23 protein-coding genes and 4 tRNA genes are annotated in these 26,852 nt (G+C 67.8%); 6 read left to right on the top strand and 21 right to left on the bottom strand.

The genetic code is table 11. The features are described from left to right. Positions 1 to 21: 21 nt before the first annotated feature. The 4 genes from acs to fumC all read right to left on the bottom strand — a co-directional run bounded on the left by acs (position 22) and on the right by fumC (position 6,383). Complete coding sequence (gene acs / locus HHL11_RS15680; protein ID WP_169419278.1) at positions 22 to 2,007, bottom strand: acetate--CoA ligase; 1,986 nt, start codon at positions 2,005 to 2,007, stop codon at positions 22 to 24. 94 nt (positions 2,008 to 2,101) lie between these two features. Further along, positions 2,102 to 3,499: an MmgE/PrpD family protein gene (locus HHL11_RS15675; protein WP_169419277.1), complete on the bottom strand. Its 1,398-nt coding sequence runs from the start codon at positions 3,497 to 3,499 to the stop codon at positions 2,102 to 2,104. A gap of 57 nt (positions 3,500 to 3,556) precedes the next feature. After that, positions 3,557 to 4,912, bottom strand: coding sequence for a glycerophosphodiester phosphodiesterase family protein (locus tag HHL11_RS15670; RefSeq protein WP_169419276.1), 1,356 nt, complete (start codon positions 4,910 to 4,912; stop codon positions 3,557 to 3,559). An 85-nt stretch (positions 4,913 to 4,997) separates the two neighbouring features. After that, complete coding sequence (gene fumC / locus HHL11_RS15665) at positions 4,998 to 6,383, bottom strand: class II fumarate hydratase (RefSeq protein WP_169419275.1); 1,386 nt, start codon at positions 6,381 to 6,383, stop codon at positions 4,998 to 5,000. Positions 6,384 to 6,500: 117 nt separating this feature from the next. Here fumC and HHL11_RS15660 point away from each other — a divergent pair, with 117 nt between their 5' ends. Then, positions 6,501 to 7,997: a methyl-accepting chemotaxis protein gene (locus HHL11_RS15660; RefSeq protein ID WP_169419274.1), complete on the top strand. Its 1,497-nt coding sequence runs from the start codon at positions 6,501 to 6,503 to the stop codon at positions 7,995 to 7,997. Positions 7,998 to 7,999: 2 nt separating this feature from the next. Here the strand turns inward: HHL11_RS15660 and HHL11_RS15655 are convergent, their stop codons facing one another. Both HHL11_RS15655 and HHL11_RS15650 read right to left on the bottom strand, forming a co-directional pair. Further along, positions 8,000 to 8,290, bottom strand: coding sequence for a hypothetical protein (locus tag HHL11_RS15655; RefSeq protein WP_169419273.1), 291 nt, complete (start codon positions 8,288 to 8,290; stop codon positions 8,000 to 8,002). A 78-nt stretch (positions 8,291 to 8,368) separates the two neighbouring features. Beyond that, positions 8,369 to 8,914 (bottom strand): hypothetical protein, encoded by a 546-nt coding sequence (locus tag HHL11_RS15650; protein WP_169419272.1) that lies wholly within the window; start codon positions 8,912 to 8,914, stop codon positions 8,369 to 8,371. 100 nt (positions 8,915 to 9,014) lie between these two features. Here HHL11_RS15650 and HHL11_RS15645 point away from each other — a divergent pair, with 100 nt between their 5' ends. Next, positions 9,015 to 9,380 carry a helix-turn-helix domain-containing protein gene (locus HHL11_RS15645; RefSeq protein ID WP_169419271.1) on the top strand — a complete coding sequence of 122 codons (366 nt, stop codon included), beginning with the start codon at positions 9,015 to 9,017 and terminating at the stop codon, positions 9,378 to 9,380. Positions 9,381 to 9,520: 140 nt separating this feature from the next. After that, positions 9,521 to 10,684 carry a methyl-accepting chemotaxis protein gene (locus HHL11_RS15640; RefSeq protein ID WP_169419270.1) on the top strand — a complete coding sequence of 388 codons (1,164 nt, stop codon included), beginning with the start codon at positions 9,521 to 9,523 and terminating at the stop codon, positions 10,682 to 10,684. Here HHL11_RS15640 and HHL11_RS15635 read toward each other — a convergent pair. Genes HHL11_RS15635 through HHL11_RS15620 form a run of 4 tightly spaced genes read right to left on the bottom strand, consistent with a single transcriptional unit; the run spans position 10,672 to position 14,093 of the window. Then, positions 10,672 to 11,268: a hypothetical protein gene (locus HHL11_RS15635; protein WP_169419269.1), complete on the bottom strand. Its 597-nt coding sequence runs from the start codon at positions 11,266 to 11,268 to the stop codon at positions 10,672 to 10,674. The two genes, HHL11_RS15640 and HHL11_RS15635, sit on opposite strands and share 13 nt — an antisense overlap. Next, the gene (locus HHL11_RS15630) at positions 11,265 to 12,116 is read right to left on the bottom strand and encodes a hypothetical protein (RefSeq protein WP_169419268.1); all 852 of its coding nucleotides are present in this window, start codon (positions 12,114 to 12,116) and stop codon (positions 11,265 to 11,267) included. The genes HHL11_RS15635 and HHL11_RS15630 overlap by 4 nt, the downstream gene beginning before the upstream one ends. After that, complete coding sequence (locus tag HHL11_RS15625) at positions 12,113 to 13,675, bottom strand: cytochrome c3 family protein (protein ID WP_169419267.1); 1,563 nt, start codon at positions 13,673 to 13,675, stop codon at positions 12,113 to 12,115. The genes HHL11_RS15630 and HHL11_RS15625 overlap by 4 nt, the downstream gene beginning before the upstream one ends. 7 nt (positions 13,676 to 13,682) lie before the next feature. After that, positions 13,683 to 14,093, bottom strand: a complete 411-nt coding sequence (locus tag HHL11_RS15620; protein WP_169419266.1) for a hemerythrin domain-containing protein — start codon at positions 14,091 to 14,093, stop codon at positions 13,683 to 13,685. 171 nt (positions 14,094 to 14,264) lie between these two features. Between HHL11_RS15620 and HHL11_RS15615 the strand changes: the two genes are divergently transcribed. Both HHL11_RS15615 and murI read left to right on the top strand, forming a co-directional pair. Next, a complete protein-coding gene (locus tag HHL11_RS15615; protein WP_169419265.1) occupies positions 14,265 to 15,818 on the top strand; it encodes a fumarate hydratase in 1,554 nt (517 codons plus the stop codon). Positions 15,819 to 15,864: 46 nt separating this feature from the next. Next, positions 15,865 to 16,623 carry a glutamate racemase gene (murI, locus tag HHL11_RS15610; RefSeq protein ID WP_169419264.1) on the top strand — a complete coding sequence of 253 codons (759 nt, stop codon included), beginning with the start codon at positions 15,865 to 15,867 and terminating at the stop codon, positions 16,621 to 16,623. A 4-nt stretch (positions 16,624 to 16,627) separates the two neighbouring features. Here the strand turns inward: murI and HHL11_RS15605 are convergent, their stop codons facing one another. From HHL11_RS15605 to HHL11_RS15595, 3 genes are read right to left on the bottom strand one after another with little or no spacing between them, the layout of a single operon-like run. Next, the gene (locus HHL11_RS15605; protein ID WP_169419263.1) at positions 16,628 to 17,800 is read right to left on the bottom strand and encodes a lanthionine synthetase C family protein; all 1,173 of its coding nucleotides are present in this window, start codon (positions 17,798 to 17,800) and stop codon (positions 16,628 to 16,630) included. Next, positions 17,797 to 19,128, bottom strand: coding sequence for an MFS transporter (locus HHL11_RS15600; protein WP_169419262.1), 1,332 nt, complete (start codon positions 19,126 to 19,128; stop codon positions 17,797 to 17,799). The genes HHL11_RS15605 and HHL11_RS15600 overlap by 4 nt, the downstream gene beginning before the upstream one ends. A gap of 36 nt (positions 19,129 to 19,164) precedes the next feature. Continuing rightward, positions 19,165 to 19,794: a DUF6806 family protein gene (locus tag HHL11_RS15595; RefSeq protein ID WP_169419261.1), complete on the bottom strand. Its 630-nt coding sequence runs from the start codon at positions 19,792 to 19,794 to the stop codon at positions 19,165 to 19,167. 169 nt (positions 19,795 to 19,963) lie between these two features. Between HHL11_RS15595 and HHL11_RS15590 the strand changes: the two genes are divergently transcribed. Next, entirely contained in the window at positions 19,964 to 20,332 is a 369-nt protein-coding gene (locus HHL11_RS15590) for a response regulator (protein WP_169419260.1), read from the top strand. Positions 20,333 to 20,339: 7 nt separating this feature from the next. Here HHL11_RS15590 and HHL11_RS15585 read toward each other — a convergent pair. The 8 genes from HHL11_RS15585 to tig all read right to left on the bottom strand — a co-directional run bounded on the left by HHL11_RS15585 (position 20,340) and on the right by tig (position 26,832). Next, positions 20,340 to 20,429 (bottom strand) — tRNA-Leu (locus HHL11_RS15585). 43 nt (positions 20,430 to 20,472) lie between these two features. Next, positions 20,473 to 20,548, bottom strand: a tRNA-Gly gene (locus tag HHL11_RS15580). A gap of 11 nt (positions 20,549 to 20,559) precedes the next feature. After that, positions 20,560 to 20,633, bottom strand: a tRNA-Cys gene (locus tag HHL11_RS15575). Positions 20,634 to 20,679: 46 nt separating this feature from the next. Next, positions 20,680 to 20,755, bottom strand: a tRNA-Gly gene (locus HHL11_RS15570). Between the two features lie 69 nt (positions 20,756 to 20,824). Next, positions 20,825 to 23,242 (bottom strand): endopeptidase La, encoded by a 2,418-nt coding sequence (gene lon, locus HHL11_RS15565; protein ID WP_169419259.1) that lies wholly within the window; start codon positions 23,240 to 23,242, stop codon positions 20,825 to 20,827. A gap of 159 nt (positions 23,243 to 23,401) precedes the next feature. Continuing rightward, complete coding sequence (gene clpX, locus HHL11_RS15560) at positions 23,402 to 24,667, bottom strand: ATP-dependent Clp protease ATP-binding subunit ClpX (RefSeq protein WP_169419258.1); 1,266 nt, start codon at positions 24,665 to 24,667, stop codon at positions 23,402 to 23,404. A 129-nt stretch (positions 24,668 to 24,796) separates the two neighbouring features. After that, complete coding sequence (clpP, locus tag HHL11_RS15555; RefSeq protein WP_169419257.1) at positions 24,797 to 25,405, bottom strand: ATP-dependent Clp endopeptidase proteolytic subunit ClpP; 609 nt, start codon at positions 25,403 to 25,405, stop codon at positions 24,797 to 24,799. Between the two features lie 110 nt (positions 25,406 to 25,515). Then, positions 25,516 to 26,832 (bottom strand): trigger factor, encoded by a 1,317-nt coding sequence (gene tig / locus HHL11_RS15550; protein WP_169419256.1) that lies wholly within the window; start codon positions 26,830 to 26,832, stop codon positions 25,516 to 25,518. Positions 26,833 to 26,852: the final 20 nt, after the last annotated feature.

Genomic DNA, 26,852 nt, shown 5'->3' with positions numbered 1-26,852 from the left:
GGCTTTTTTGTTGCGCTTTCGTCAGTTGGTCTGCGCCAATTGATCCAGGATCCCGGGGTTTTCGAGGGTGGTCGTGTCCTGCGTGATCTGCTCGCCCTTGGCGATGGAGCGCAGCAGGCGGCGCATGATCTTGCCGCTGCGCGTCTTGGGCAGGTTGTCGCCGAAGCGGATGTCCTTGGGCTTGGCGATCGGGCCGATTTCCTTGGCCACCCAGTTGCGCAGTTCGTTGGCGATCTGCTTCGCCTCCTCGCCCGTGGGACGCGAGCGCTTCAGCACCACGAAGGCGCAGACCGCCTCGCCGGTCAGGTCGTCGGGACGGCCCACGACGGCGGCTTCCGCCACCAGGTCCGTCTTCGACACCAGCGCCGACTCGATCTCCATCGTGCCCAGGCGGTGGCCCGACACGTTCAGCACGTCGTCGATGCGGCCCGTGATGCGGAAGTAGCCGGTCTTCGCGTCGCGCACCGCGCCGTCGCCGGCCAGGTACAGCCGGCCCCCCATCTCCTCGGGGAAGTAGCTTTTCTTGAAGCGCTCCGGGTCGCCCCAGATGGTGCGGATCATCGACGGCCAGGGCCTCTTGATCACCAGCATGCCGCCGGAGCCGTTGGGAATGTCCTTGCCCGTCTCGTCAACGATCGCGGCCATGATCCCCGGCAGCGGCAGCGTGCACGAGCCGGGCACCAGCGGCGTCGCGCCGGGCAGCGGCGTGATCACGTGGCCGCCGGTCTCGGTCTGCCAGAAGGTGTCGACGATCGGGCAGCGCTCGCCGCCCACGTTCCGGTAGTACCACATCCAGGCTTCGGGGTTGATCGGCTCGCCCACCGTGCCCAGGATGCGCAGCGATTTCAAATTCCAGTTGTTCGGGTGAACCTTCGCGTCGGTCTCGGCCGCCTTGATCAGCGAACGGATCGCCGTGGGCGCCGTATAGAAGATCGAGACCTTGTGCTTCGCGATCATTTCCCAGAACCGGCCCGCGTGCGGGAAGGTCGGGATGCCTTCGAAGATCAGCTGGGTGGCGCCGGCCGCGAGCGGCCCGTAGGCGACGTAGCTGTGGCCCGTGATCCAGCCGATGTCGGCGGTGCACCAGAACAGGTCCTCGGGCCGCAGGTCGAAGGTCCAGTCCATCGTCAGCTTGGACCACAGCAGGTAGCCGCCGGTGGAGTGCTGCACGCCCTTGGGCTTGCCGGTTGAGCCCGAGGTGTAGAGGATGAAGAGCGGATGTTCCGCGTTCACTGGCTCCGGCCTGCATTCGGTGCCCTGGCCCTTCAGCGCTTCGGCGAAGGTCTTGTCGCGGCCGGCGACCATGTTGCAGGGCGTGGCCGTGCGCTCGTACACCAGCACCGACTTCACGCTGTCGCAGCCGCCCATGGCCAGCGCCTCGTCGACGATGACCTTCAGGCCCATCTCCTTGCCGCCGCGCATCTGGTAGTTGGCGGTGATGATGGCCACCGCGCCGGCGTCGAGGATGCGCTCGTGGATGGACTTGGCCGAGAAGCCGCCGAACACCACGCTGTGCGTCGCGCCGATGCGCGCGCAGGCCTGCATCGCCACCACGCCTTCCACGCCCATCGGCATGTAGACGATGACGCGGTCGCCCTTCCTGATGCCCTGCGCCTTCAGCGCGTTGGCGAACTGGCCGACGCGCGCGAGCAGTTCCTTGTAGCTGACGTTGGTGACCTGGCCGTCGTCGGACTCGAAGACGATGGCGGTCTTGTTCTCCACCGGCGTGCCGACGTGCTTGTCGAGGCAGTTGGCGCTGGCGTTGAGCTCGCCGTCGGCGAACCACTGGTAGAACGGCGCCTTCGACTCGTCCAGGACCTGCGTGAAGGGCTTGGTCCACTGCACGTTCTCGCGGCCGAGACGGGCCCAGAAGCCTTCGAAGTCGCTTTCGGCTTCGCGGCACAGAGCCTCGTAGGCCGGCATGCCGGAGATGCGCGCCGCCTGCACGGTGGCTTCACTGGGAGGGAACACCCGGTTTTCGACCAGGACCGACTCGATGGCGCTCATGCTGCTGTCTCCGATATGAGAGGAAGATTGTTCGCGAATGTCGGCTCGGCCACTTACAGCCCACTGACTTGCTCGGACCTGACAAATCTACCCTTCATCGCGCCAGCGCGTCCAGCAGGGGCCGCACCGAGGGCAGCGCCTCCAGCTCTCGGACCAGGGCCACCACTTCGTCCGCCTTCTTCGCGGACAAACCGGCGAAACCGGCGTTCTCACGGAATTTGGCCGCGACTTCCTCGTAGCTCATGGGCATGGCGGGGCTGCCCTGGCCGAAGTCCGCCCGGCCACGCAGCTTGCGGCCATCGGCCAGCTCGATCTCGATGATCGTCGTCATCTTGTGGTATCCCGCGGCCTCGGCTTCCTGGTCCACGCCGAATTCCACCTTGGCGATCATCGCCTGCATGTCGGGCCGCAGCACCACGGCATCGGTGAACTCGGCCAGGCCGGCACGGCCTTCCAGCAGCAGGATGGCCATGCAGAATTCCATCGAAAACTTGGCCTGCAGCTCGTTGCGCGGCTGGTGGTGGATGAGCGCGTTGGGCATGTTGCGGTTGGTGCCGACGCGCACGCGCCTCACGTCCTGCGCCCGGATCCCGTGCTCGCGGATCAGGCGCAGCATCTCCGTCATGCCCGGGTGCGTCAGCGAGCCGGAAGGATGCGGCTTGATCGAGACGCCCGGCTCGGCGAAGGTCCACGGCCGGCCCAGCCGCCCTTCGATGGCTTGCGCGTCGTAGCCGCCACCGGCTGCATGGAAGAAGCCGCGCGGCGCCTCGAGGATGCGGTCGGTCGCGGTCCAGCCGATCTGCGCCAGCTGCGCCGCGGCGACACCGCTTTCGGCGGCGCGGCCCGCATGGAATGGCTTGGTCATGGTGCCGAAGTTCTCGCGCAGGCCGCCCGACTGGCTGCCGGCGATGGCCAGCGCGCGCTGTGTCGCCTCCACGTCCAGCGCCAGCAGGCGCGAGGCCGCGGCGGCCGCTGCGAACGTGCCGCAGGTCGCCGTCGCATGGAAGCCGTCCTGGTAGTGGCGCGGAGCGATCGCCTCCGCGATCTTGCATTCCACTTCCACGCCGAGGTGGTAGGCCAGCATGGCGTCGGCGCCGCTCGCGCCTTGCGCTTCGGCCAGCGCCAGCGCCGCCGGCAACGCGGGTGCCGTGGGGTGCGTGAGCAGGCCGTAGACGCGGTCGGGGGCCACGGCCAGCTGTGTGTCGTCGTAGTCGTCGGCGTGGATGCCGACGCCGTTGGCAAAGGCGGCAAAACGCGGCGCCACCCGCAGCGAGGTGCCGATGATGGTGGCCGGCCCTGCCCCGAGGTTCAGGCTGGCGAGATGCTGGCGCGCCAGCACGCCGCAGTGGCTGGCGCCACCCGACAGCGCGAGCCCGAGGCCGTCGAGGATGGACTTCTTGCCCAGGGCCACCACGTCCTGCGGCAGGTCCGCCACTTGCGTGCGGCAGACGAACTCGGCGACGTAGCGGGTCAGGTGCGCAGCAACTTCCATCGCGGACCTCCTTCGCCGCGCATCTTGGAGGCCGCTGCCCGCAGTGTCAATGCGCGCTCAGCTCCCCATCTCCTTCAGGTACTGCGTCCGCGCCGCGAAGGCGGTGTTGGCGAAATCGCTGAAGACGCCGTCGATGCCCGCGCGGTAGAAGTCCAGGTACTCCTTGACCGGGTCGCCACCATAGAGGCCCGGCAGGTACTTCTTCTCGTTGCGGAAGGTGTACGAGTGCACGAACAGGCCGGCCTTGTGCGCGTCGGCAAGCAGGCTCGTGGGCTGGATGGTGTTGACGTCGGCGAGGCCGGCACCGGTCTTGAACGGCACCACGCTCCACGCCATCACCTGCGGTTTCCACGGGCCGATGCCGTCGGCGTAGGCCTTGACCTCCGCCAGGCCGGCCGGCGTGAGCATCACGCCGAAGTAGCGGCCGTCGCCGGCGAGCGTCCAGCTGTAGGGACGGCCGTCGACGAAGTTGTACACGTCGCTGGTCTGGTAGATCATCGCGCCGGTGCGGTAGTCGACGTCGTTGCCGTCGACGAGCTGCACCACCTTCGTCGCGAGGCCGATGGAGCGCAGGTACTTCAGGCTCTCGGGGTCGAAGCTCTGGACGAAGATGGGGGCGTCCTTCGTGTTCAGGCCGTTGTCCTGGATCGCCTTCAGCACGGCGTCCTCGAAGGGATGCGTGCCGGTGCCACAGCCATTGGCAATGGCCTGCTGGTTGTTCCAGTACGGGTTCTTCGTTTCCGGATAGACCGAGAGCGTGCGTCCCGTGCTGGCGGACTTGGCGCGCGCGATGTCGATCACCTCCTGGAAGGTGAGGATGGGCAGCTTGCCGTTCCAGTCGGTGGGGCGCTGGTCGCGCGCGTCATACGTGGTGCCGCCGATCCACTGCTTCAGTTCGGCCGCGGTGAAGTCGGTGATGGACCAGTCGCCCGTGTGGTCCTCGCCGTCGACCACCATCGACTTGAGGACCGACTTCTGGTCATTGGGATCGGTGCGGTCGCTCAGGTATTGCGCCGGGCCGCCATAGGTGGCCAGCGAGTACTTCACGTCCACCAGGACACCGGGGACGGTGCGCTTGCGGGCCGCGACCGTGGTGTTGGTCTTGGCGACGTCCGCGATGTTCGTGTTGTCGCTGAGCCAGGGGTTGTGGCGGGCGACCAGCACGCAGTCCTTGGTGAGGTGCAGGTCCAGCTCCAGCGAATCGGCGCCCGCGTCCGCGGCGCCTTCGTACGACAGGCGCGTCTCCTCCGGGTACAGCCCCGGCAGGCCGCGGTGGCCCATGATGATCGGCACGCTGCCCTGCAGCGTGGCCAGGGGCTGCGGCCCATCGCTGCCGCCACACGCCGCCAGCAAGGCGGCAGCGGCGAACACCGGCAAGCGGAACAAGGCGCGAAGCGGAAGCACGTGGCGCATGAGCGATCCTCCCTGTGTAAAGCAGGGGATGCTCATGGGCGCTCGTGACAGGTGCGTGACGGCGGCGAGCACCTCGACGAAGTGCCTACCGCCCCGTCATCTTCTCCGGCCGCACCCACTGGTCGAACTGCTCCGGTGTCACGTGGCCCAGCGCGATGGCGGCTTCGCGCAGGCTGGAGCTTTCCTTGTGCGCCTTCTTGGCGATGGCCGCGGCCTTGTCGTAGCCGATGTGCGGGTTGAGCGCGGTCACCAGCATCAGCGAACGCTCCACCAGCTCCTCGATGCGCTCGCGGTTCGGCTCGATGCCGGCGGCGCAGTGGTCGTTGAAGCTGTTCATGCCGTCGGCCAGCAGGCGCACGCTCTGCATGAAGTTGTGCGCGATCATCGGCCGGAACACGTTCAGTTCGAAGTTGCCCGAGGCGCCGCCGAAGTTGATGGCGACGTCGTTGCCGAACACCTGGCAGCACAGCATCGTGAGTGCTTCGCTCTGCGTCGGGTTCACCTTGCCCGGCATGATGGACGAGCCCGGCTCGTTCTCGGGAATCGAGATCTCGCCGATGCCGCTGCGCGGCCCGCTCGCCAGCCAGCGGACGTCGTTGGCGATCTTCATCAGGCTGGCCGCCAGCGTCTTCAGAGCGCCGTGCCCGTGCACCAGCGCATCGGCCGCGGCCATCACCTCGAACTTGCTGGCCGCGCTCACCAGCGGCAGGCCGGTCAGCCGCGCGAGCTCCTGCGCCACCTGGTCCGCGTAGCCCTTCGGCGCATTGAGTCCAGTGCCGACGGCAGTGCCGCCCAGCGCCAGTTCGCAAAGGTGCGGCAGCGCGGCGTGCAGGTGGCGGTCGCACTGTTCCAGCTGCGCGACGTAGCCGGAGAACTCCTGCCCCAGCGTGAGCGGCGTCGCGTCCTGCAGGTGCGTGCGGCCGATCTTGACGATGTCCATGAAGTCCGACGATTTCTTCGCCAGCGTCTCGCGCAACCGCGCCAACGCCGGCAGCAGCTTGTTGCGGATGCCTTCCACCGCCGCGATGTGCATGGCCGTCGGGTAGACGTCGTTCGACGACTGGCTCTTGTTGACGTCGTCGTTCGGGTGCACCTTGCGTCCCTCGCCGCGCGCGCCGCCCAGCAGCTCGCTGGCGCGGTTGGCCAGCACCTCGTTGACGTTCATGTTGGTTTGCGTGCCGGAGCCGGTCTGCCACACCACCAGCGGGAACTCGTCGTCGTGCAGGCCTTGCAGCACTTCGTCGGCCGCGGCCACGATGGCGGCCGCCTTCTGCTGGTCCATCAGCCCGAGCAGGTGGTTCGTCACTGCCGACGAACGCTTGACCTGCGCCAGCGCCCGGATGATCTCGCGCGGCTGGCGCTCGCCGGAGATGGCGAAGTTCTGCAGCGAGCGCTGCGTCTGCGCGCCCCACAGGCGGTCGGCGGGGACGGCGATGGGGCCGAAGGTGTCGTGTTCGATGCGGGTGGCCATGGCGAGCGGGACGAAAAAGGGAGGCCACCGTAACACCTTTGCCCAAGCGCGTGTACTCGGCCGTAACCCTTTATCATGCGGTCACGGGCGCAACAGACGCCCTGGAGTGAGACGTCGATGGTGAAGACCCTGTTCGGGCCGGCCTTCTGGCTGTTGGGCCGATTGAGTTTTATCGGCAGCTTCCTAGTCATCGGGTCGCTGTTCCTGCTGCCCACGGGCTGGGTGCTGGTGGAGCGTGACCTGCCGCTGGGGCAACTGCTGCCACCGGTGATCCTGTTCGCCTTGCTCGCCCTCTACGTACTCGCCGGCTTGCGCATCCAGGTCGCGATGGGCGTGCAGCGCCTGGTGCAGCTCACCGACCGCATCGCCAGCGGCGAGCTGGTGGAAGACGCAGGCCTGTCGTCCGCCGCCGACAAGTCGGGCCTGTGGGCATCGGTGATGCGCATGAACAATGGCCTGGCTGCGATCGTGCGGCAGGTCCGCGCCAGCGCCGAAGCCATCGCCCACGGCGCGCAGTCCATCGCCGAGGGCAACCAGCAACTTTCAGAACGCACCCAGGAACAGGCGGCGTCGCTGGAGGAAACCGCCTCCGGCATCGAGCAGCTGTCCGAAAGCGCGCGCCAGAACGCCGAGAGCTGCGTGCGCGCCAGCCGACTGGCGGGCAACTCGCGCGAGGTGGCGCAGCAAGCCGCCCAGCGCATGGAGGAACTGGCCCGTACCATGGCGCGCATCGAGTCCGGTTCGCGCAAGGTCAGCGAGATCCTGGGCACCGTGGAAGGCATCGCCTTCCAGACCAACATCCTGGCGCTCAACGCCGCGGTCGAGGCCGCCCGCGCGGGCGAGCAGGGCCGCGGCTTCGCGGTGGTGGCGTCCGAGGTGCGGGTGCTGGCGCAGCGCTCGGCGGCGGCCGCCAAGGAAATCAAGTCGCTGATCACCGAATCCGTGGACGGCGTCGAGGCCGGCAGCCGGCTGGTGGCGACCACTGGCGACACCATGGCGCAGGTGGTCGGCAGCTTCGCGCACGTCACCGACGAGATCGAGGCGATCGCACAGGCCACCCGCGAGCAGAGCAGCGGCGTGCAGGCCGTGCAGCAGGCCATCCAGCAGGTCGACAGCGCCACGCAGCAGAACGCCGCGCTGGTCGAGGAAGCCGCCGGCGCCGCCCAGGCCTTCGGCCAGGAAGCCGGCCGCCTCGTCGAAGTGGTGGGCCGTTTCAAGACCGACCGCGGCAACGACCGGGCGCGCGTGGTGGCGCTGGTGAAATCCGGGGTGGCGCATGTGCGCCGGAATGGCGCGGACAAGGCCTGCGCCGATTTCAACGACGGCGCCGGCGCCTTCGTGCGCGGCGAGGACTACATCTTCGCGCTCGACACCCGGGGCACGCGCCTGGCCTATGCGCCCGACCCGTCGGTGGTCGGCACCAACAGCATCGACGCGCAGGACGCGGACGGCCGCAAGTTCGGCCGCGAGCTGCTGGCCCTGGCCGGCAGCGTGGGCTTCGGCTGGTGCGACTTCAAGTTCCTCAACCCGCGCACCGGCCGGGTCGAGCCGAAGTCGGTCTACGTGGAAGCGGTGAACGGGATCGTGCTGGGCTGCGGCATCTACAGCAGCTAGCGCTATTCGAGGAAGTAGCGGGCGCAGGCGGCCAGCAGCCCGGCGGAAGCGGCGGCCACCAGGAAGGGCCACCAGCGCAGGCGGCCGCGCGGCGGCCGGGGGCTGTCGTCGGCCAGCAGTTCCTCGGCTTCTTCTTCCGGGTACGGCGGCACGACGCCGAAGCGCCGCACCGGGATGGCGGGCAGGCCCCGCCGCACCTGGGGCGCGCCGCAGATCGGGCACGCGCGATCGTCATGGCGCACCTGGGCGCCGCAGGTGTCGCAACCGTTCAGGGCCTCCCCGGAATCTCGCACTTTGCCCTCACTGCTCCAGCAAACAGAACAGTCCGAGGCTAGCGACTGCTCGGCCGTCGGTCAATCCTCCAGAGGTGGTCAGGCGCGGCGCGGGACCAGCGCAAGTGCCGCCTTCATGGCATAGATCACGATCAGCGTGCCGTTCAGGTCGCCCACGAACATCACGAAGAAGCTGCGCCACAGGTCCTGCTCGCCGCGCACGGCGAAGTACAGGTGGTGCAGCAGCGGGCTGGCGACCGAATAGGCTAGGCACAGGATGAGCAGTCGGCCCGGAGTCAGGTTGGCCAGCGAGGCCTCCAGCCCCCAGGCCTGGCGGGCGGTCCGGTACACCAGCCAGGGAGCCAGGGCGGCCAGGATGCCGCCGATGAAGGCCCGGTCGAAATCATGGGGGAAAAAATAGAGGAAACTCACGCCCCAGGAGACCAGCAGCAGCCCCACCGCCCCGGCTTCGGCGAACAGCAAGGTGGACAGCAGGCGCATGCCGGCGGGAAGATAGACCCAGTTGATTCCCGGCAGGAATTCCAGCCGCGCGAACAGCCATTCGTTGAGCGTCAGCATCGCGAGGAACAGCGCGATGGTGGCGAGCACGCAGGCGAGCTGCTGGCGGAACCACGCCGGTGTCATCGGAAGGGATGCGAGGATTGCACTGGAAACTGAATCGATCGGGCGGAGACCGCCCGCTTTCTAGCACAGGTGAACGCAAGGATTGATCGGGAGACCTTCGATGGCCGCCAAAAGGACGAACCCACCCGCGGATGTCTACCTGCGTTTCCTGCAGCTGGCGGACGCCATTCGCGGCCTGCCGGCCCTGCCGCCGCTGGATCCGCTCGAGGAAAGAATACTTTCGTGGATAGCTCGCGCGACGCGCGAAGAGGAGCGCCTGTCCGTGCGCGACATGATGTCGAAGGACGAACTCGGCGCGCCGGCCACCATCCATGGCCGGCTGAAGTCGATGCGCGAGAAAGGCTGGATCATGCTCGCCGACACCGAGGACGCGCGGCGCAAGCAGATCGAGCTCACGCGCGCCGCGTTGAAGCACTTCGAGAAGCTGGCCAAGGCCATGGTGCAGGCGAGCAAGGGCGCGGGCTGAGGCCGCGGGCCGCCGCCAAACATCCGCGCGCGCAGGCCGCAAGGCGGGTTTGGCCGGGCTGACGCAGGATCGCAACGCTACTACCATCGTTGTACTAAACAAGGGGCGGGTCCACGTGGCCGGTCCGAGGTGAGACGTCGATGGTGAAGATCCTGTTCGCGCCCGCTCTGTGGGTGCTGGCCCGGCTCAGCATGCTGGCCGCATTCGTCCTGGTCGCGGTGCTCGCCGCGCTGCCCACGGCGGTATCCCTGCTGGCGCCCTCGCCCGCTCCGGCGCTGCAAGCCGCCCTGCTGCTGCTCGCCCTCTACATGCTGCTGGCGCTGTGCCTCTTCATCGTGGTGCGGGTGGGCCGCATGCTCCAGGCCACCGACCGCATCGCCGCCGGCGAGCTGATGGACAGCCACGCGCAGCAAGAGGTGCTCGGAGGCGAGAACGATGCCTCGCGCGTGTGGCGCTCCATCGTGCGCATGAACGACAGCCTGGCCGCCATCGTGCGCCAGGTGCGCGCCAGCGCCGAAGCCATCGAAAGCGGCGCGCGCGGCATCGCCGAAGGCAACAACCTGCTCGCGCTGCGCAGCCAGGAGCAGGCCGCTTCGCTGGAGGAGACGGCCGCGGGCATCGAGCAGCTGGCGGGCAGCGCGCGCCAGAACGCCACGGCCTGCGCGGAGGCGAGCCGCATGGCAGCGCGCACGCGCGAGGCGGCCGACCGCGCGGCCGAACGCATGGACGGCGTGTCGGCTTCGATGGCCCGCATGGACGACAGCGCGCGCGCGGTCGGCGAGATCCTGGCCACCGTGCAGGGCATCGCCTTCCAGACCAACATCCTTGCGCTCAACGCCGCCATCGAGGCGGCGCGCGCCGGCAGCCACGGCCGCGGCTTCGCCGTGGTGGCCGACGAAGTGCGCACGCTGGCCCAGCGCAGCGCCAACGCGGCGCGCGAGATCCAGGGCCTGATCGAGGCCTCGACGCAGAACGCCGCCGCGGGCCGCGAAGTGGTGCAAGGCGCGGTGGCGGCGCTGCGCGACATGACCGGCGACGTCGCCGCGATGGACGAACTCATTGGCCAGATCGCCCGCGCGAGCAGCGAGCAGAGCACCGGCGTGCTCGAGATCAACCACGCGATTGCGCAGGTCGACACCGCCACGCAGCAGAACGCCGCGCTGGTGGAAGAAGCGAGCGCCTCGGCCGCCGCCTTCCAGCAGGAGGCGGCGCGGCTGGTGGAGGTGGTCGGGCGCTTCCGCGGCGCAGAGGGCACGCGGCATTCGCCAACGCCGCCCCCCGCGAGGGCGCGCTACGCGGTATAGGCGTACACGAAGTAGAGGTGCACCAGCGCGGCCGCGGCCACGAGGCAGGACAAGCTGATGTGCACCGCCAGCAAGGCCGTCGAAGCCTCGCGGCCGATGCGCCGCGCCAGCACCGGCCGCACGGCGCCGGCGGCCACTGCATAGGCCATGCAGTGGAACAGGTACAGCAGGAAGCCCGACGGGCCCTGCCCCATGTGCGCGCCCAGCAGCAGCAGGATCAGCACGCCGCCCAGCTGGTGCAGGTCCGAGGCCAGGCTGCGGCGCCGCGCGAGCGGGCCCCAGCGGCGCACGCGGCCGAAGAACATGGCCAGCACCATCAGCGTGACCAGCGTGTAGCCGGTGAACTGCTTGAAGAGCGGCGTCGCCTGCAGCGGGCTCAGCTGCAAGCCCTGCGGCAACACAGCGAGCGCCAGTTCCAGCACCAGCACGGCCGCCAGCGCGAACCACGCGACGGCCGTGGACTCGGCAGCGCGATGGCTGCGTACCGCGCTCACGCGTTGCGGGCGGGGCCGCGCCACGCTCAGCGGCGCCGGGCGCGAGCTGAGGGCGTCGAAGCCGGAAGCCGGTGCGAGCGCGGGCCTCATCGCTGGCCTCCCTGCGCGGGCTTGCGCTCGAGCGCGGCGAACAGTCCTGCCAGCGTGGCCGCGGAATTGCGCGCCTCCACCGCGCGCCGGAAGGTCTCGCGGTCCGGCAGGAAGAAGCCGTCGCGCGGCCACTTGTCGCCGATGGCGGGGCGCGCGGCGGCATCGAAGCCGCCTACCTTCTGCAGGTAGGAGCCATAGGCATCGACGGCCGAGGCGCGCAGCACCGCGATCATGCGCAGCATGGTTTCGGTGCTGACCTGCTTGCCCGCATAGGACCAGGTGGTCGCGCCCATGGGCTCGTCCAGCACCCAGTCCTTCTTGGGCGTGCCCGGATGCGCGTTGTGGCAGGTGACGCAGCCCTGCGCCGAGGCGCGATCCGGGAACATCGCCGTCGTGCGGCCCAGCGCCTGGTCGAAGTAGACCTGCGGCTGCAGCGTCTTCTTCACCTGCTGGTAGCGGGTGGCCTGCTCGCCGCGGAACAGGTTCTCGCGCACCAGCGGAAAGTCGGAGCCGAGGAACAGCCCCAGCTCCGGCACCTGGACCTGCAGCCGGTTGGACGTCTCGCGCAGCAGCAGCGCGGGCAGCGGGCCGGCCGCCACCTCGGGCTTCTTCCAGTCCTCGCGGAAGGCCAGGCCCTGCTTCTGGCCTTCGCCGACGATTTCACGCGTGTACATGGCGCGGATGGCCGCGTTCTCGGCGTCGAGCAGCGCCAGCGCCTCGCCGGCCGGGATCATGCGGCCGCCGCCAGCGCCGTCGGGCAGCGCCGGCGGCGCCGAGACGAACAGGTAGATGGCCAGCAGCGCGAACACCGCGCCGCCGATCCAGCCGTTGCGCTTGATCTTGATCACTCCTGCTTCGCCTTCACGATGGTGCTTCCGTAGGGCGAGGGGCCGCCCTTCAGGTATTTCTCCAGCAGTTCGACCGAGGGCGCATCCACCAGCCGCTTCGGCGCGATCCAGCGGTGGTTGCCGTGGTAGTCGTGGCACTGCAGGCAGGTTTCCCAGCGCTTGTCGGCGATCAGGGTCGCGTGCGTGGGAGCGATGCGGTCGTCCTTGACCTGGGTGTCCTGGTGGCAGCTGACGCAATAGTTCGCCGCCGGCAGCGATACGCACGTGGCCTGGTGCTCGCGGTGGCAGCTGACGCACAGCTGCGCGCCCGTCTCCTGGCGCGCCTGCGCGAAGCGCGGCTCCAGGAAGCGCTGCGGCGGATGGCGGTCGTCCGGGTTGGCATGGCACTGCACGCAGGTGGCGGACGTGACCGGCTGCGTGCCCAGCACCGCGCCGGTCTGGCGCAGGCCCAGCGCGTACTTCACCTTCGCCTGCAGCACCTGGCGGGTGGAAGCGCCGGTGTCGGCGTGGCAGGCCACGCACTTCAGCTGCTCGTGGCCGACGTTCGGATGGCCGTGCGGGCGCTGCGCTTCCAGCGGCGTCTGCAGCAAGAGCAATGGCAAGGCGGCGAGCAGCGCGCCGGCGTACCAGGCGGCGCTGCGCGAGGACTTCACCTTGCGCTTGCGGGCCGCCATTGCGAACAGCTCCACGTGGATGCGCGCCGGCTCCACGCCGGCCCGCGCAAGCCCGCGCCGCACGGTCTCGACATAGCCTTCCGGGCCGCAGACGAAGAACTTGGCTCCAGGCTGGGCGCGCACGATGGCGGCGATGGTGCTGTCGTCCAGCGGACCTTCGAGGCTCGTCTCGCGCAGCGTGTAGCTGAAGCCCGGGTGCTCGCCCCGGCGGGCGTCGAACTCCGGCAGGAAGGCGGCGTCCTCCGCGTTGCCCACGCTGTAGTGCACGTGCAGCGTCGCCTTGCTCCCCAGCGTCCTGGCGATCGCGGCGGCCGGGGTGATGCCCACGCCGCCGGCGAAGAACACGTCGGGACGACGCCCGCCGGAGCCCAGCGCGCGGCCGCCCGGCGCGGAGATCTCCACCTCGCGCGTCGTGCCTCCGCCATCCAGCAGCCAGGGCGTCAGCTTGCCGCCGGGGGTGCGGCGGATCGCCAGCGCCAGCGTGCCGGCCGCCTGGTCCTGCGCGACGACCGTGTAGGTGCGGTCCACGGTGCCGGCGCCGGTGCGGGCGCGCAGCACGATGTGCTGCCCGGGCAGCACGCGCGGATACGTGGAGTCGCCCGCCAGCGTGAGCTGCACGCCGAAGATCAGGCGCTCGAGGCCGGCCAGGTCGCGCGCGGTCGTCAGCGCGGTGGCTTGCGCCGTGGCCGCATACCAGGCCTGCTGCCCCAGCATCTCCTGGACCTGGGGCAGGCAGCTGCCGCACTCCGTGCCGCAGCCCAGCGTCGCGCAGAGGCGCTCGACGCTGATGCGTGGGTTTGCCGCACGCGCCTGCTCCACTTCGGCGTACGTGACGCCGGTGCATTGGCAGAGGACGCCGCGGCGCGTACTGCTCGCGCCGGACATGGCGTGGTCAGGCGGTGGTCGTTTCCGCGAGCGGGTAGAGTTCGGTGTTCTCCCGCTGGATGCGCTTCTTGAGGGCGCTGAACACGGCCTGGCTTTCCTCGGCGAAGCCCGCCGGGTCCGCCTTGATCGCGGAGAGCTGCCACTTGGCGTTGTAGGCGGTGAACACGCCGCCCAGCCCGCCCATTTCGTCCTTGAACCGGCGCGCCATCTCCTTCGCCTTCGCGTCCTTGCCGTCGATCAGGCGCGGATAGAGCGCGTCGTCCTCCATGGCCAGGTGGAAACTCAGCTTGCCCGCCAGGTTGGACAGCAGCTTGCGCAGCGTCGCCGGTTCGGCCTTGGCGCCGATCTGCTGCGTCAGCTCCTTGGCCACGGCCAGGATCTCGTTGTGCTGCACCTTGAACTTGTCAGTGAATCCCACGACGCCCTCCTTAGAGATTGCAACCAACTGTAAGGAGGCCTTAGGGATATGGCTTATCCGGGTTTACCCGACGAGCCGCGCCCGCGGCGTGAACCAATGCGCGGAAACCCGAGGGAAATGCGTGCTCGGCAGCGTCTGGGATAATCGAAGTCTCCCTCCCGTACCACGCCCATGACGACGACCATCCAGGCAGCCGACCTCATCGAGTCCGTTTCCGCCGCGCTGCAGTACATCAGCTACTACCACCCCGCCGACTACATCGCCCACCTGGCCCGCGCCTACGAGCGCGAGCAGAGCCCGGCGGCGAAGGACGCCATCGCGCAGATCCTCACCAACAGCAAGATGAGCGCGACGGGCCACCGCCCGATCTGCCAGGACACCGGCATCGTCAACGTGTTCCTGAAGATCGGCATGGACTGCAAGCTGGCCGGCTTCAGCGGCAGCCTGGAGGACGCCGTCAACGAAGGCGTGCGCCGCGGCTACCTGCACCCGGACAACACGCTGCGCGCCTCGGTCGTGGCCGACCCGCAGTTCGAGCGCAAGAACACCAAGGACAACACGCCCGCGGTGGTCAACGTCGAACTCGTCCCCGGCAACACGGTGGAAGTGACCGTGGCCGCCAAGGGCGGCGGCAGCGAGAACAAGAGCAAGATGGTCATGCTGAACCCCAGCGACTCCATCGTCGACTGGGTGCTGAAGACCGTGCCGACCATGGGCGCGGGCTGGTGCCCGCCCGGCATGCTGGGCATCGGCATCGGCGGCACCGCGGAAAAGGCGGTGCTGCTGGCCAAGGAAGCGCTGATGGAAGACATCGACATGTACGAGCTGCAGGCCAAGGCCGGCCGCGGCGAGAAGCTGTCGAAGGTCGAGGAAACGCGCCTGGAGCTGTACGAGAAGGTCAACGCGCTGGGCATCGGCGCACAGGGCCTGGGCGGCCTGACGACCGTCCTGGACATCAAGATCAAGATGTTCCCCTGCCACGCCGCCGGCAAGCCGGTCGCGATGATCCCCAACTGCGCCGCCACCCGCCACGCGCATTTCACGCTCGATGGTTCCGGCCCGGCCTACATCGACCCGCCCAGCCTGGACCTGTGGCCGCAAGTGGCCTGGCAGGCCGACACCAAGAAGAGCAAGCGCGTCAACCTGGACACGCTGTCGAAGGAAGAAATCGCCACCTGGAAGGCCGGCGACACCCTGCTCCTGAACGGCAAGATGCTCACCGGCCGCGACGCCGCGCACGCGCGCATCCAGGGCATGCTGGCCAAGGGCGAGCAGCTGCCCGTCGACTTCGCCAACCGCGTCATCTACTACGTCGGCCCGGTCGACCCGGTGCGTGACGAAGCGGTGGGCCCGGCCGGCCCGACCACCGCCACCCGCATGGACAAGTTCACCGACATGATGCTGGCCGAGACCGGCCTCATCGGCATGATCGGCAAGTCCGAGCGCGGCCCGGTGGCCATCGAGGCGATCAAGAAGCACAAGGCGGCCTACCTGATGGCCGTCGGCGGCGCCGCCTACCTGGTGTCCAAGGCCATCAAGAAGGCCAAGGTGCTGGGCTTCGCCGACCTCGGCATGGAAGCCATCTACGAATTCGACGTGGTCGACATGCCGGTAACGGTGGCCGTCGACGCCGGCGGCACCAGCGTGCACACCACCGGCCCCGCCGAATGGTCCAAGCGCATCGCTTCGGGCGAATTCAAGAACATTCCCGTCGCCGCGGCGTGACCTTGTCCTGCGCCGGGCACCCCGCCCGGCGCTCTACAGTCTCCGCATGGAGCGCGACCGACCTATTGGTGTTTTCGACAGCGGCGTCGGTGGCCTGAGCATCCTGCGCGCCTTGCGCGCGGAGCTGCCGGGCGAAGACTTCGTCTATTTCTCCGACGCCGGCCACGCGCCCTATGGCGAGAAAGGCGAGGACTTCGTCTCGGATCGCTCGCTGGCGATCGCGGTCGACCTGCTGGAGGCGCATCGCATCAAGGCGCTGGTCGTGGCCTGCAACACGGCCACCGCAGCCGCCGTGCACCTGCTGCGCGCACAGCACACCCATCTCCCCGTGGTCGGCGTCGAGCCGGCCTTGAAGCCGGCAGCGGCGCTGACGAAGACCGGCCGGGTCGGCGTGCTCGCCACGCGCGGCACTTTGTCCAGTGCGAAGTTCCAAACCCTGCGTGCCTCACTGGCGGGCCAGGCCGAGTTCGTGCTGGTGCCCTGCGATGGGCTGGCGGCGGCGATCGAGGCGGACGACCGCGCTCAGGTGGAAGCCTTATGCCGCGCCTACACGCGTTTCGACGGCGACGTCGATACCGTGGTGCTGGGGTGCACCCACTATCCGTTCGCGACCGAGGTGTTCGTGGACCTGCTGGGGCCGGAGATCGAGCTGGTGGAAACCGGCGAGCCGGTGGCGCGGCAGACGGGGCGCCTGCTTGAGACGCAGGACCTGCTGCGTCCGGAAGGCGGCGGCCACGTGCAGTGGCGCACGACGGGAGACGAACAGGCCTTGCGCAGCGCCGCGGCGCGCTGGCTGGGCCTTTGAAACCTCAAGCCCAGAACACGTCCAATGTCGGAAACCGGTCCTGACCCTCGATGCAATCGAGCAGGTACCACGCAAACCCCGGATCCCCGGTCCACAGCGACTGCCGCCAGCGGCCGTGCCTGGCGTGCGCCTCTTCGGTCTGCGCGATCCCGTGCATCGCGAACGCCCGCGCCCGCTCCAGCCACATCTCGTCGCCGAAACGCCGATAGAGCTTCAGGAAGGCGTAGCCGTTGCCGCCGGTGCCGTGGCACAGGTTGGAGCCCTTGGACAGCGGCCCGGCCTTCCACGTCGTCTCGCCGGCGGCCAGCAACGCCGCGTCCAGCGCGTCGCCCGGAAGGTCCGCCAGGCAGATGACGAAGCCCGGCGCGCCATGGCAGTACTGCACCAGCTTGGGCCCGCCGCGCGGCGACGTGAGCTGGGCGCGCCAGTTCACCAGCCCGTCCTCCCACTCCGCCGTGCGCAGTACGGTCTCCGCAATGCAGGCCTCCCAGTCCGCCCATTCGCTGGGCCACATCAGGTCGCGCCCGGCGATGACGACCGCGGCGGTGGCCGCAAAGCCGTGCACCGCATCGAGATAGGTGGAAGTCCGCCCGTACAGGTCCTGCGTCCAGTAGCGGCAGGATTCCGCCGCGTCCACGCGCAGCTGCCGCCACAGCTGCCGCGCGGCGTCCAGGAACAGCTCGCGCCACCACGCCTTGCCGGTCGCGCGGAACAGGAACAGGGCCGCCAGCATGCTGCCCGGCGAACCCCACATCAGCTCGCGGGCCGGATGCTCCAGGTTGTCGGCGATGTGCTGCTCCAGCAGTTCGGCGGTGCGCGGGTTCGGTTGCAGCCACTGCCGCAGCAGCAGCACGCCGGCCTCGCCCATCAGGTAGGAGCCGGGCTCGCTCTCGTCCAGGCCGCGCAGCTCCGGCAGCCACGGCGCATAGTCGTTGCGCAGTTCGACGGCGCCGCGCGCACGCAGCGCATGCAGCGCCCACAGCACGCCGGCGTCGCCGAAGTACAAGCCTTGCAGCGGATCGGGCTTCTTCGAGTCCTCGCGATGTGCGGCCCAGCCCTGGCCGGGTTGCCACTCCTCTTCCGCCCCGGCGACGATGCGCTCGATCATGGCGCGGGCCTGCGCGGCATCCCAGGCCGCCGCCTGCAAGGGCGCGTGGCGCTCCGCGTCGAAGATCATGCCGCCAGCTCCTCCGCCTGCCGCGCCGGCCGTGCCTGCAGGGCGGCCTGGCGACCGCGCGCCACGTCCACTTTCAGCAGCAGCACCAGCCCGATCATGAACAGCACCGCCGTGGAGACGATGGCCAGCCGCTGGTTGCCACCGGTGGCCCAGGTGATGGCGCCGTAGGTGAGCGGCCCGACGATGCTGGAAAGGCGGATCGCGAAGGTCCACAGGCCGTAGAACTCAGCCAGCTGCGTGGGCGGCGCGAACATGCCGGCCAGCGCGCGCCCCGCCGACTGGCTGGAGCCCATGCAGAGCCCCGCGATCGCGGCGGCCCACCAGAACTGCCCCTTGGTCTGCGACAGCGCCGCGATCACGCATACCGCCACCCAGCCCACCAGCGTGCTGCCCAGCGCCAGCTTGTGGCCGATGCGGTCCTGCAGGTAGCCCCAGGCAAAGGCGCCGCCTGCCGCCGCCAGGTTCAGCACGAAGATCAGGACCATGGTCTCCTGCTGCTGGAAGCCGATCACGCTCTCCGCATAGATGGCCGCCAGCGCGATCGCCACCGCCACGCCGCCCTGGTAGAACACCGCGCAGGCCATCAGCCACATGAAGTCGCGGTAGCGCCGCGCCGCGCGGAAGGTGTGCTGCAGCTGGTGCAGCGAGGCGGAGAGCCCGCCTTCGCGCAACGCCGCCGGATTGGGCCGCGCCCGCTCGCCCATCAGCCGGAAGGTCACGGTGGATGCAAGGCCGTAGATGACGGCCGTGACCAGCATCGTCACGGGCACGAAGCTGGAAGCGGGAATGCCCCGCGCCTGCGCCCACAGCACATAGGCGAGGCAGATGCCCAGCGTCAGCATGCCGCCGAAGTAGCCGAAGCTCCAGCCCCAGCCGCTGACCTTGCCCAGCGACTCCGGGCGCGCCAGCTCCGGCAGGAAGGCCGCCGTGAGCGACTCGCCGTAGCTGTAGAACACGTTGGAGACGATGATCAGCACGACCGCCACGCCCACTTCGCCGGGCCGCGCCAGTGCCAGCGCAGCGGTGCTCAGGACGCAGCCGGCAGTGACGATGGCCAGCACGCGCTTCTTGGCCGCGCGCAGGTCGGCATAGGCGCCGATGCTGGGCATGGTGAACATGACGATGGCATAGGAGACCGAGAGCGCCGCCGTCCAGGCGAAGGTGGCCCATTCGGCCTTGCCGGCGATGCCGCCGACGAAGTAGGCGGCGAACACCGCGGTGATGACGACGGTGGTGTAGCCGGAGTTGGCGAAGTCGTACATCGCCCAGCCGAACACCTCGCGCTTGCGCACGCCCGGGTTCAGCGCGTCCTGGGAAAACAAGGCCATCGTTACTCCTCGATGGCCCGAGTGTAGAGCTTGCGCCTAGTGCAAATGCCGCGGCCGGCGGCCCCCGCCATGGCCGCCGCCCGAGCCGCCGCCGCTGCCGCGCGGGGGCTTGCCCAGCTCCAGCGAGCTCACCAGGGCGTCGAAGCGCTGCGAGAACAGCTTGTCGACCTCGCCGACCACGCCGTTCAACTCGGAAGCGTCGAAATGGCGCTCCATCAGGCTCACGACGTCCTGCACCAGCAGGTCGCGCTGGACCTGCATGATGGCCGCCGGCGTCGGGCCGACGAACAGCATCAGGAAGTCGTCGCGGGCTTCCTCTTCCGGCTCGGCCTCTTCCTCGTCGAACTCGGCGTCGTAAAAGGTGACCTCGATGGCCGCGCCCTCTTCCGCCAGCTCGTTGAGCGACATGCACATCTCGTCCAGTTGCTGGCGGAAGTCCTCGTCGCCGGCGACCGTCCAGCACATGGTGAGCAGGTGCTCCTGGGCGTCGAACTTGATGCCGGGCTCTTCCTCGTAGGCGCTCTCGGCGCCGTCGGCCAGCGATTTGGCGCCGGCATAGGCCCACAGGGGCTTCAACGCTTCCTGCAGTTGCGCATAGGTGACGCCGGAACGCAGCGGCACATCGCCGTGCACGTGAATCTCGAAGGGGGCGTCGTATTGGGACATGGGGCTTCTCTCCGGCCCTATTGTGGACCGTCCGCGGTCGGGTTGTTGTTTTTCCTGCGCCTCGCCCCGGAACCGGGCCGCTGGAGGAGGCGCGAATTGTAAGGCCGGCTCCGTCCTACACCGCTGGCTCTGCGTTCCGGGCTCCAATGCCGGCCAAAGAATGAGCGCCTTGAAGGTTTTCATCGTGGAGGACGCCGTGAACATGCAGGCCGCATTGAAGGACCTGGTGTGCGCGGTGGCCGATGCCGAAGTCGTCGGCGTCGTGGCGTCCGAAGAGGCCGCCACGGCCTGGGCGCAGGCCCATCCGGGCCTGTGGGACCTGGCCATCGTGGACCTCACGCTGGCACAAGGCGACGGCTTCAACATCGTGAAAGAGCTGAAGGAGCACCCGCCTTGCGGCACCGTGCTGGTGTTCAGCGCCTTCGTCACCGATGTCATCCGCCGGCACTGCCTCACGCTCGGCGCCGATGCCGTGTTCCACAAGACGCAAAGCCGCGAACTGGCGGAATACATCGAGCAGTTCGCGCCCGCGCATTGAAAGCGTTTGGTGCCTCGAGCCGGAATCGAACCGGCACGCCTTGTTGAGGGGCGGCGGATTTTAAGTCCGCTGTGTCTACCGATTTCACCATCGAGGCACGGAAAGAAAAAAGGGAAGCCGCTCGGCTTCCCTTTTCATATTGGAGCGGGAGAAGAGTCTCGAACTCTCGACCTCAACCTTGGCAAGGTTGCGCTCTACCAACTGAGCTACTCCCGCATCGACTTTCCTGGAGGCGCGTCCCGGAGTCGAACCGAGCTAAACGGATTTGCAATCCGCTGCATAACCGCTTTGCTAACGCGCCAACTTCAGATGAAAGGGGACGCAGCATGCGTCCCCTTTCAAGAACCTGGAGCGGGAAAAGAGTCTCGAACTCTCGACCTCAACCTTGGCAAGGTTGCGCTCTACCAACTGAGCTATTCCCGCGTCGAAGCCGTAAGTATAACGGAGTTTTCAGCATCTCCTGACAGAGAGCTGAAAAACCTCCGGCACACTTCAATGCTTGACGGCGACCGGCGGCTTTTCGTCCTTCACCACGGGCGCGGCAGCGGCCGTCTCATCTTCCGTCAGCGGCGTGGGCTGGCGCTCCAGCGCCACTTCCAGCACCTTGTCGATCCACCGCACCGGCACGATCTCGAGCGCGCTCTTCACGTTCTCGGGGATGTCCTGCAGGTCCTTGGTGTTCTCCTCGGGGATCAGCACCGTCTTGATGCCGCCGCGCAGGGCCGCCAGCAGCTTTTCCTTCAAGCCGCCGATCGCCGTGACTTCACCACGGAGCGTGATCTCGCCGGTCATCGCCACGTCGGCGCGCACCGGGATCCCGGTGAGTGCAGACACCAGCGCAGTCGTCATCGCGGCACCCGCAGACGGGCCGTCCTTGGGCGTGGCGCCATCGGGCACGTGGATGTGGATGTCCTTCTTCTCGAACATCTCGTCCTTGATGCCGAGCGAGCGGGAGCGGCTGCGCACCACGGTGCGGGCGGCTTCCACGGACTCCTTCATCACGTCGCCGAGCGAACCGGTGCGCTGGATGACGCCCTTGCCGGGCATCAGCGCGGCCTCGATCGTCAGCAGGTCGCCGCCGACTTCGGTCCACGCCAGGCCGACCACCTGGCCCACCTGGTTCTGCTGCTCCGCGCGGCCATAGGTGTGCTTGCGCACGCCCAGGAAGTCGTTGAGGTTCTCCGCCGTCACGATGACCTTCGGCGTCATCTTCTTCAGCTGCAGGCCCTTCACCACCTTGCGGCAGATCTTGGACAGCTCGCGCTCCAGCGAACGAACGCCGGCTTCCCGCGTGTAGTAGCGCACGATGTCGCGGATGGCGTCTTCCTTGACCTCGAGCTCTTCGTCCTTCACGCCGTTGTTCTTCATCTGCTTGGGCAGCAGGTAGCGGATGGCGATGTTGGCCTTCTCGTCCTCGGTGTAGCCCGAGAGGCGGATGACTTCCATCCGGTCCAGCAGCGCCGGCGGGATGTTCATCGAGTTCGAGGTCGCCACGAACATCACGTCGCTCAGGTCGAAGTCGACCTCGACATAGTGGTCGCTGAACGTGTGGTTCTGCTCGGGGTCCAGCACCTCCAGCAGCGCCGAAGCCGGGTCGCCACGGAAGTCCTGTCCCAGCTTGTCGATCTCGTCGAGGAGGAACAGCGGGTTGCGCGTGCCGACCTTGGACAGCGACTGCAGCACCTTGCCCGGCATGGCGCCGATGTAGGTGCGGCGGTGCCCGCGGATCTCCGCTTCGTCGCGCATGCCACCGAGGGCCTGGCGAACGTACTTGCGGCCGGTCGCCTTGGCGATCGACTGCCCCAGCGAGGTCTTGCCGACGCCCGGGGGGCCGACCAGGCACAGGATCGGCGCCTTGACCTTGTCCACGCGCTGCTGCACCGCGAGGTATTCGAGGATGCGGTCCTTGACCTTCTCGAGGCCCCAGTGGTCCTCGTTCAGCACGTCTTCGGCGTACTGCAGGTCGTGCTTGATCTTCGTGCGCTTGGCCCACGGCAGGTTGGTCAGCACGTCGATGTAGTTGCGCACCACCGTCGCTTCGGCCGACATCGGCGACATCAGCTTCAGCTTCTTCAGCTCCGCGTCCGCCTTCTTCTTGGCGTCCTTGGGCATCTTGGCGGCCTTGATCTTCTTCTCGATCTCCTCGATGTCGGCGCCTTCTTCGCCTTCGCCGAGTTCCTTCTGGATGGCCTTGACCTGCTCGTTCAGGTAGAAGTCGCGCTGGTTCTTTTCCATCTGCCGCTTCACGCGGCCGCGGATGCGCTTGTCGACGTTGAGAATCTCGACCTCGCGCTCGATCTGCTCGAACAGGTTTTCGAGGCGCTCCTTCACTTCGGCCAGGTCCAGCACCACCTGCTTGTTGTCAAGCTTCAGCGGCAGGTGCGCCGCGATGGTGTCGGCCAGGCGGCCCGGATCGTCGATCGAAGCGATCGAGGTCAGGATCTCGGGCGGGATCTTCTTGTTCAGCTTGACGTACTGGTCGAACTGCTGGAGCACCGCGCGGCGCAGCGCTTCGATCTCCGCGTTCTTGCCGTCGGTGCTGGCGTTCTCCACCGGCACGACCGTCGCCACGAAGTGGGCGGCGCCGTCGGTGATCTTGGAGACGCGGGCGCGCTGCTGGCCTTCGACCAGGACCTTCACGGTGCCATCGGGGAGCTTCAGCATCTGCAGGATGGTCGAGATGCAGCCGACTTCGAACATGTCGGAGACGGAAGGCTCGTCCTTCGCGGCGGCTTTCTGCGCCACCAGCATGATGCGGCGCTCGGCTTCCATCGCCGCTTCCAGCGCCTTGATGCTCTTGGGCCGCCCTACGAACAGCGGAATGACCATGTGGGGGAACACCACCACGTCCCGCAGGGGCAGGAGCGGCAGGTCCATCGGGTCGGCTGGCAGGGGAGTGTGTCCGGACATGGAAATCCTTTTCGGGTTACTCAGCCGAATATGGCCGGCAAAGGGACATTTTCAACCCGGCCGCTCCTGATGGGGAGCAGCCAAGGCTGAATCGCACAAAAAAAGAGGGGATGAAAGGCCGGGCCGGCAGGCAGGGAGATTTGCGCGCGGCCCGGGTCATCAGGCTTTCTTGGCCGCTTCGCGGTAAACGAGAAGCGGCGGCTTGCTTTCATCGATGGTGGTCTCGTCGACCACCACTCTTTCGACGTTGCTGATGTTCGGCAGCTCGAACATCGTGTCGATGAGGCTCTGCTCCAGGATGGAACGCAGGCCCCGGGCACCCGTCTTGCGGGCCAGCGCCTTGCGCGCGATGGCCTTCAGCGCGTTGGGCCGCACTTCCAGGTCCACGCCTTCCATCGCCAGCAGCTTGGCGTACTGCTTGACCAGCGCGTTCTTCGGCTCGGTGAGGATCTGCACCAGGGCGTCCTCGGAGAGCTCCGCCAGCGTGGCGACCACCGGCAGGCGGCCCACCAGTTCGGGGATGAGGCCGAACTTGATCAGGTCCTCGGGCTCGACCTCGCGGAACATGTCCGTGAGGCTGCGCTCCTTCTTCGTCTTCACGGTGGCACTGAAGCCCATGCCGGAAGTCTCGGTGCGCTGCTCGATGACCTTCTCCAGGCCCGCGAAGGCGCCGCCGCAGATGAACAGGATGTTGGTCGTGTCGATCTGCAGGAAGTCCTGGTTCGGGTGCTTGCGGCCGCCTTGGGGCGGCACGCTGGCCATCGTGCCTTCGATCAGCTTCAGCAGCGCCTGCTGCACGCCCTCGCCCGAGACGTCGCGGGTGATCGAGGGGTTGTCGCTCTTGCGCGAGATCTTGTCGATCTCGTCGATGTACACGATGCCGCGCTGCGCCCGTTCCACCTCGTAGTTGCAGTTCTGCAGCAGCTTCTGGATGATGTTCTCGACGTCCTCGCCGACGTAGCCGGCTTCCGTCAGCGTGGTGGCGTCGGCCATCACGAAGGGCACGTCGAGCATGCGCGCCAGGGTCTGGGCCAGCAGCGTCTTGCCGCTGCCGGTGGGGCCGATCAGGAGGATGTTGCTCTTGGTGAGCTCCACTTCGTCCTTCTTGGCCTTTTCCTTGTGCCGCAGCCGCTTGTAGTGGTTGTAGACCGCGACGGACAGGCCACGCTTGGCGGCTTCCTGGCCGATCACGTAGTTGTCCAGGTTGGACTTGATCTCGGCGGGCGTCGGCAGGTCGCCGCGCGTTTCGCGCTGCTCGTCACCCGCGGGCAGTTCGTCGCGGATGATCTCGTTGCACAGGTCGATGCACTCGTCGCAGATGAAGACCGAGGGACCGGCGATCAGCTTCTTGACTTCGTGCTGGCTCTTGCCGCAGAACGAGCAGTAAAGCGTTTTCTCGCTGGAGGAGCCTTTTCTGTCGGGCATGGGCTTGGCGGGTATGGTTGGGTCAATGATAACCAGAAAGAAGCGAGAGGCTGGAAGCCGGCTGCCAGGGGTGTTGTAAGACCCCAGCTGACTCCGGACTCCAGCCTCTGGCGGGAACGCGCGGCGTGTTTACGGCCGCTTGGCGATGACCTGGTCGACCAGGCCGTAGTTCTTCGCCTCTTCGGCTTCCAGGAAGTAATCGCGGTCCGTGTCGCGCTCGATCTTCTCGAGCGGCTGGCCGGTGCGCTCCGCCAGGATCCTGTTCAGGACCGCCTTGGTCTTCAGGATGTCGCGGGCGTGGATCTCGATGTCCGTCGCCTGGCCCTGCATGCCGCCGAGGGGCTGGTGGATCATGATCTTCGAGTTGGGCAGCGCGAAGCGCTTGCCCTTCTCGCCGGCGGACAGCAGGAAGGCGCCCATGGACGCCGCCATGCCGGTGCACAGGGTGCTCACCGCCGGCTTGATGAAGTTCATCGTGTCGTAGATCGCCATGCCGGCGCTGACGCTGCCGCCGGGCGAGTTGATGTAAAGCGAGATGTCCTTGTCCGGGTTCTCGGACTCGAGGAACAGCAGCTGGGCGACCACGAGGTTGGCCGTCTGGTCGTTCACCGGGCCGACCATGAAGATCACGCGCTCCCGCAACAGGCGCGAGTAGATGTCGTACGACCGCTCGCCGCGGCCGGACTGCTCGATGACCATGGGAATCAGGCCCAGGCCCTGGGTATCAAGTGCGCTCATGGGGGGAATTTCGCTCCAAAGACTTGGCTGTACTTTAGCCTGAATGCAATTGGGGCCTGGAGGCTCGTTCACAAGAGCTTCCAGGCCCCAAGGGTTGGCGCGCGGCCGGCTTAGGCTTGCGCTTGGCCCATCAGCTCGTCGAAGGCGACCTGCTTGTCCACGACCTTGGCCTTGCCCAGGATGAAGTCCGTGACGTTGTTCTCGATCACGATGGCTTCGACTTCGGCCAGGCGGCGGTTGTCGCCGTAGTACCAGCGCACGACGTCGGCGGGACGCTCGTAGGAGGCGGCCAGTTCGTCGATGTGCTGCTTGATCTGCTCCGGCTTGGCTTCCAGGCCATTGGCGCGCACGAGTTCGGCGACCACCAGGCCCAGGCGCACGCGGCGCTCGGCTTGCGGACGGAACACGTCCTCGGGGATCGGGGCCTTGTCGGCGTCCTTGATGCCGCGCTGCTTCAGGTCGGCACGGGCGCCTTCGACCAGGCGGTCGATCTCGTTCTTGACGATCGATTGCGGCAGGTCGAGCTCGGCCTTCGAGACCAGCGCGTCCATCGCGGCCTGCTTATTGCGGGCCAGCAGGCGGAACTTCACTTCGCGCTCGAGGTTCTTGCGGATGTCGGCGCGCAGGCCCTCGACCGTGGCGTCGGCGATGCCCAGGCTCTTGGCGAAGGCTTCGTTGACTTCCGGCAGGTTGGCGGCTTCCACCTTCTTCACGGTGACCATGAAGTCGGCGGTCTTGCCCGCCACGTCCTTGCCGTGGTAGTCGGCCGGGAAGGCCAGCGGGAAGGTCTTGCTCTCGCCGGTCTTCATGCCGCGCACGGCATCTTCGAATTCCTTGAGCATCTGGCCTTCGCCGACCATGAACTGGAAGTCTTCGGCCTTGCCGCCTTCGAAGGGCTCGCCGTCGATCTTGCCTTCGAAGTCCACGGACACGCGGTCGCCGTCCTGCACGGCGGCGTCGGCCGCGCGCTGGGCGAAGGTGCGGCGCTGCTTGCGCAGGATGTCCAGGGTGCGGTCGATGGCGGCGTCGGTCACTTCGGTGCCGACCTTCTCGACCTCGGCGCTGTCCAGGTCGCCGATCTTCACTTCGGGATAGACCTCGAAGACCGCGTCGAAGGCCAGCTCGCCCTCGGGTGCGCCTTCCTTCTCGGTGATCTTGGGCTGGCCGGCCACGCGCAGCTTGGCCTCGTTCGCGGCGGCGGCGAAGGCCTCGCCGACCTTGTCGTTCATCACCTCGAACTGCACGGAGTAACCGTAGCGCTGGGCAACGACGGACAGCGGCACCTTGCCCGGACGGAAGCCGTCCATCTTGACGGTACGGGCCAGCTTCTTCAGGCGGGAATCGACTTCGGACTGGATGGCGTTGACGGGCAGCGTCAGCGTCATCTTGCGTTCCAGCTTGTCCAGGGTTTCTACGGTCACGGCCATGATCTATCTCGGTTGGGGTA

The organism is Ramlibacter agri (assembly GCF_012927085.1).
Classification (GTDB): domain Bacteria; phylum Pseudomonadota; class Gammaproteobacteria; order Burkholderiales; family Burkholderiaceae_C; genus Ramlibacter; species Ramlibacter agri.
Note: the sequence above shows the minus strand (reverse complement) of the source record. Positions and strands in the feature narration are given on the sequence as shown.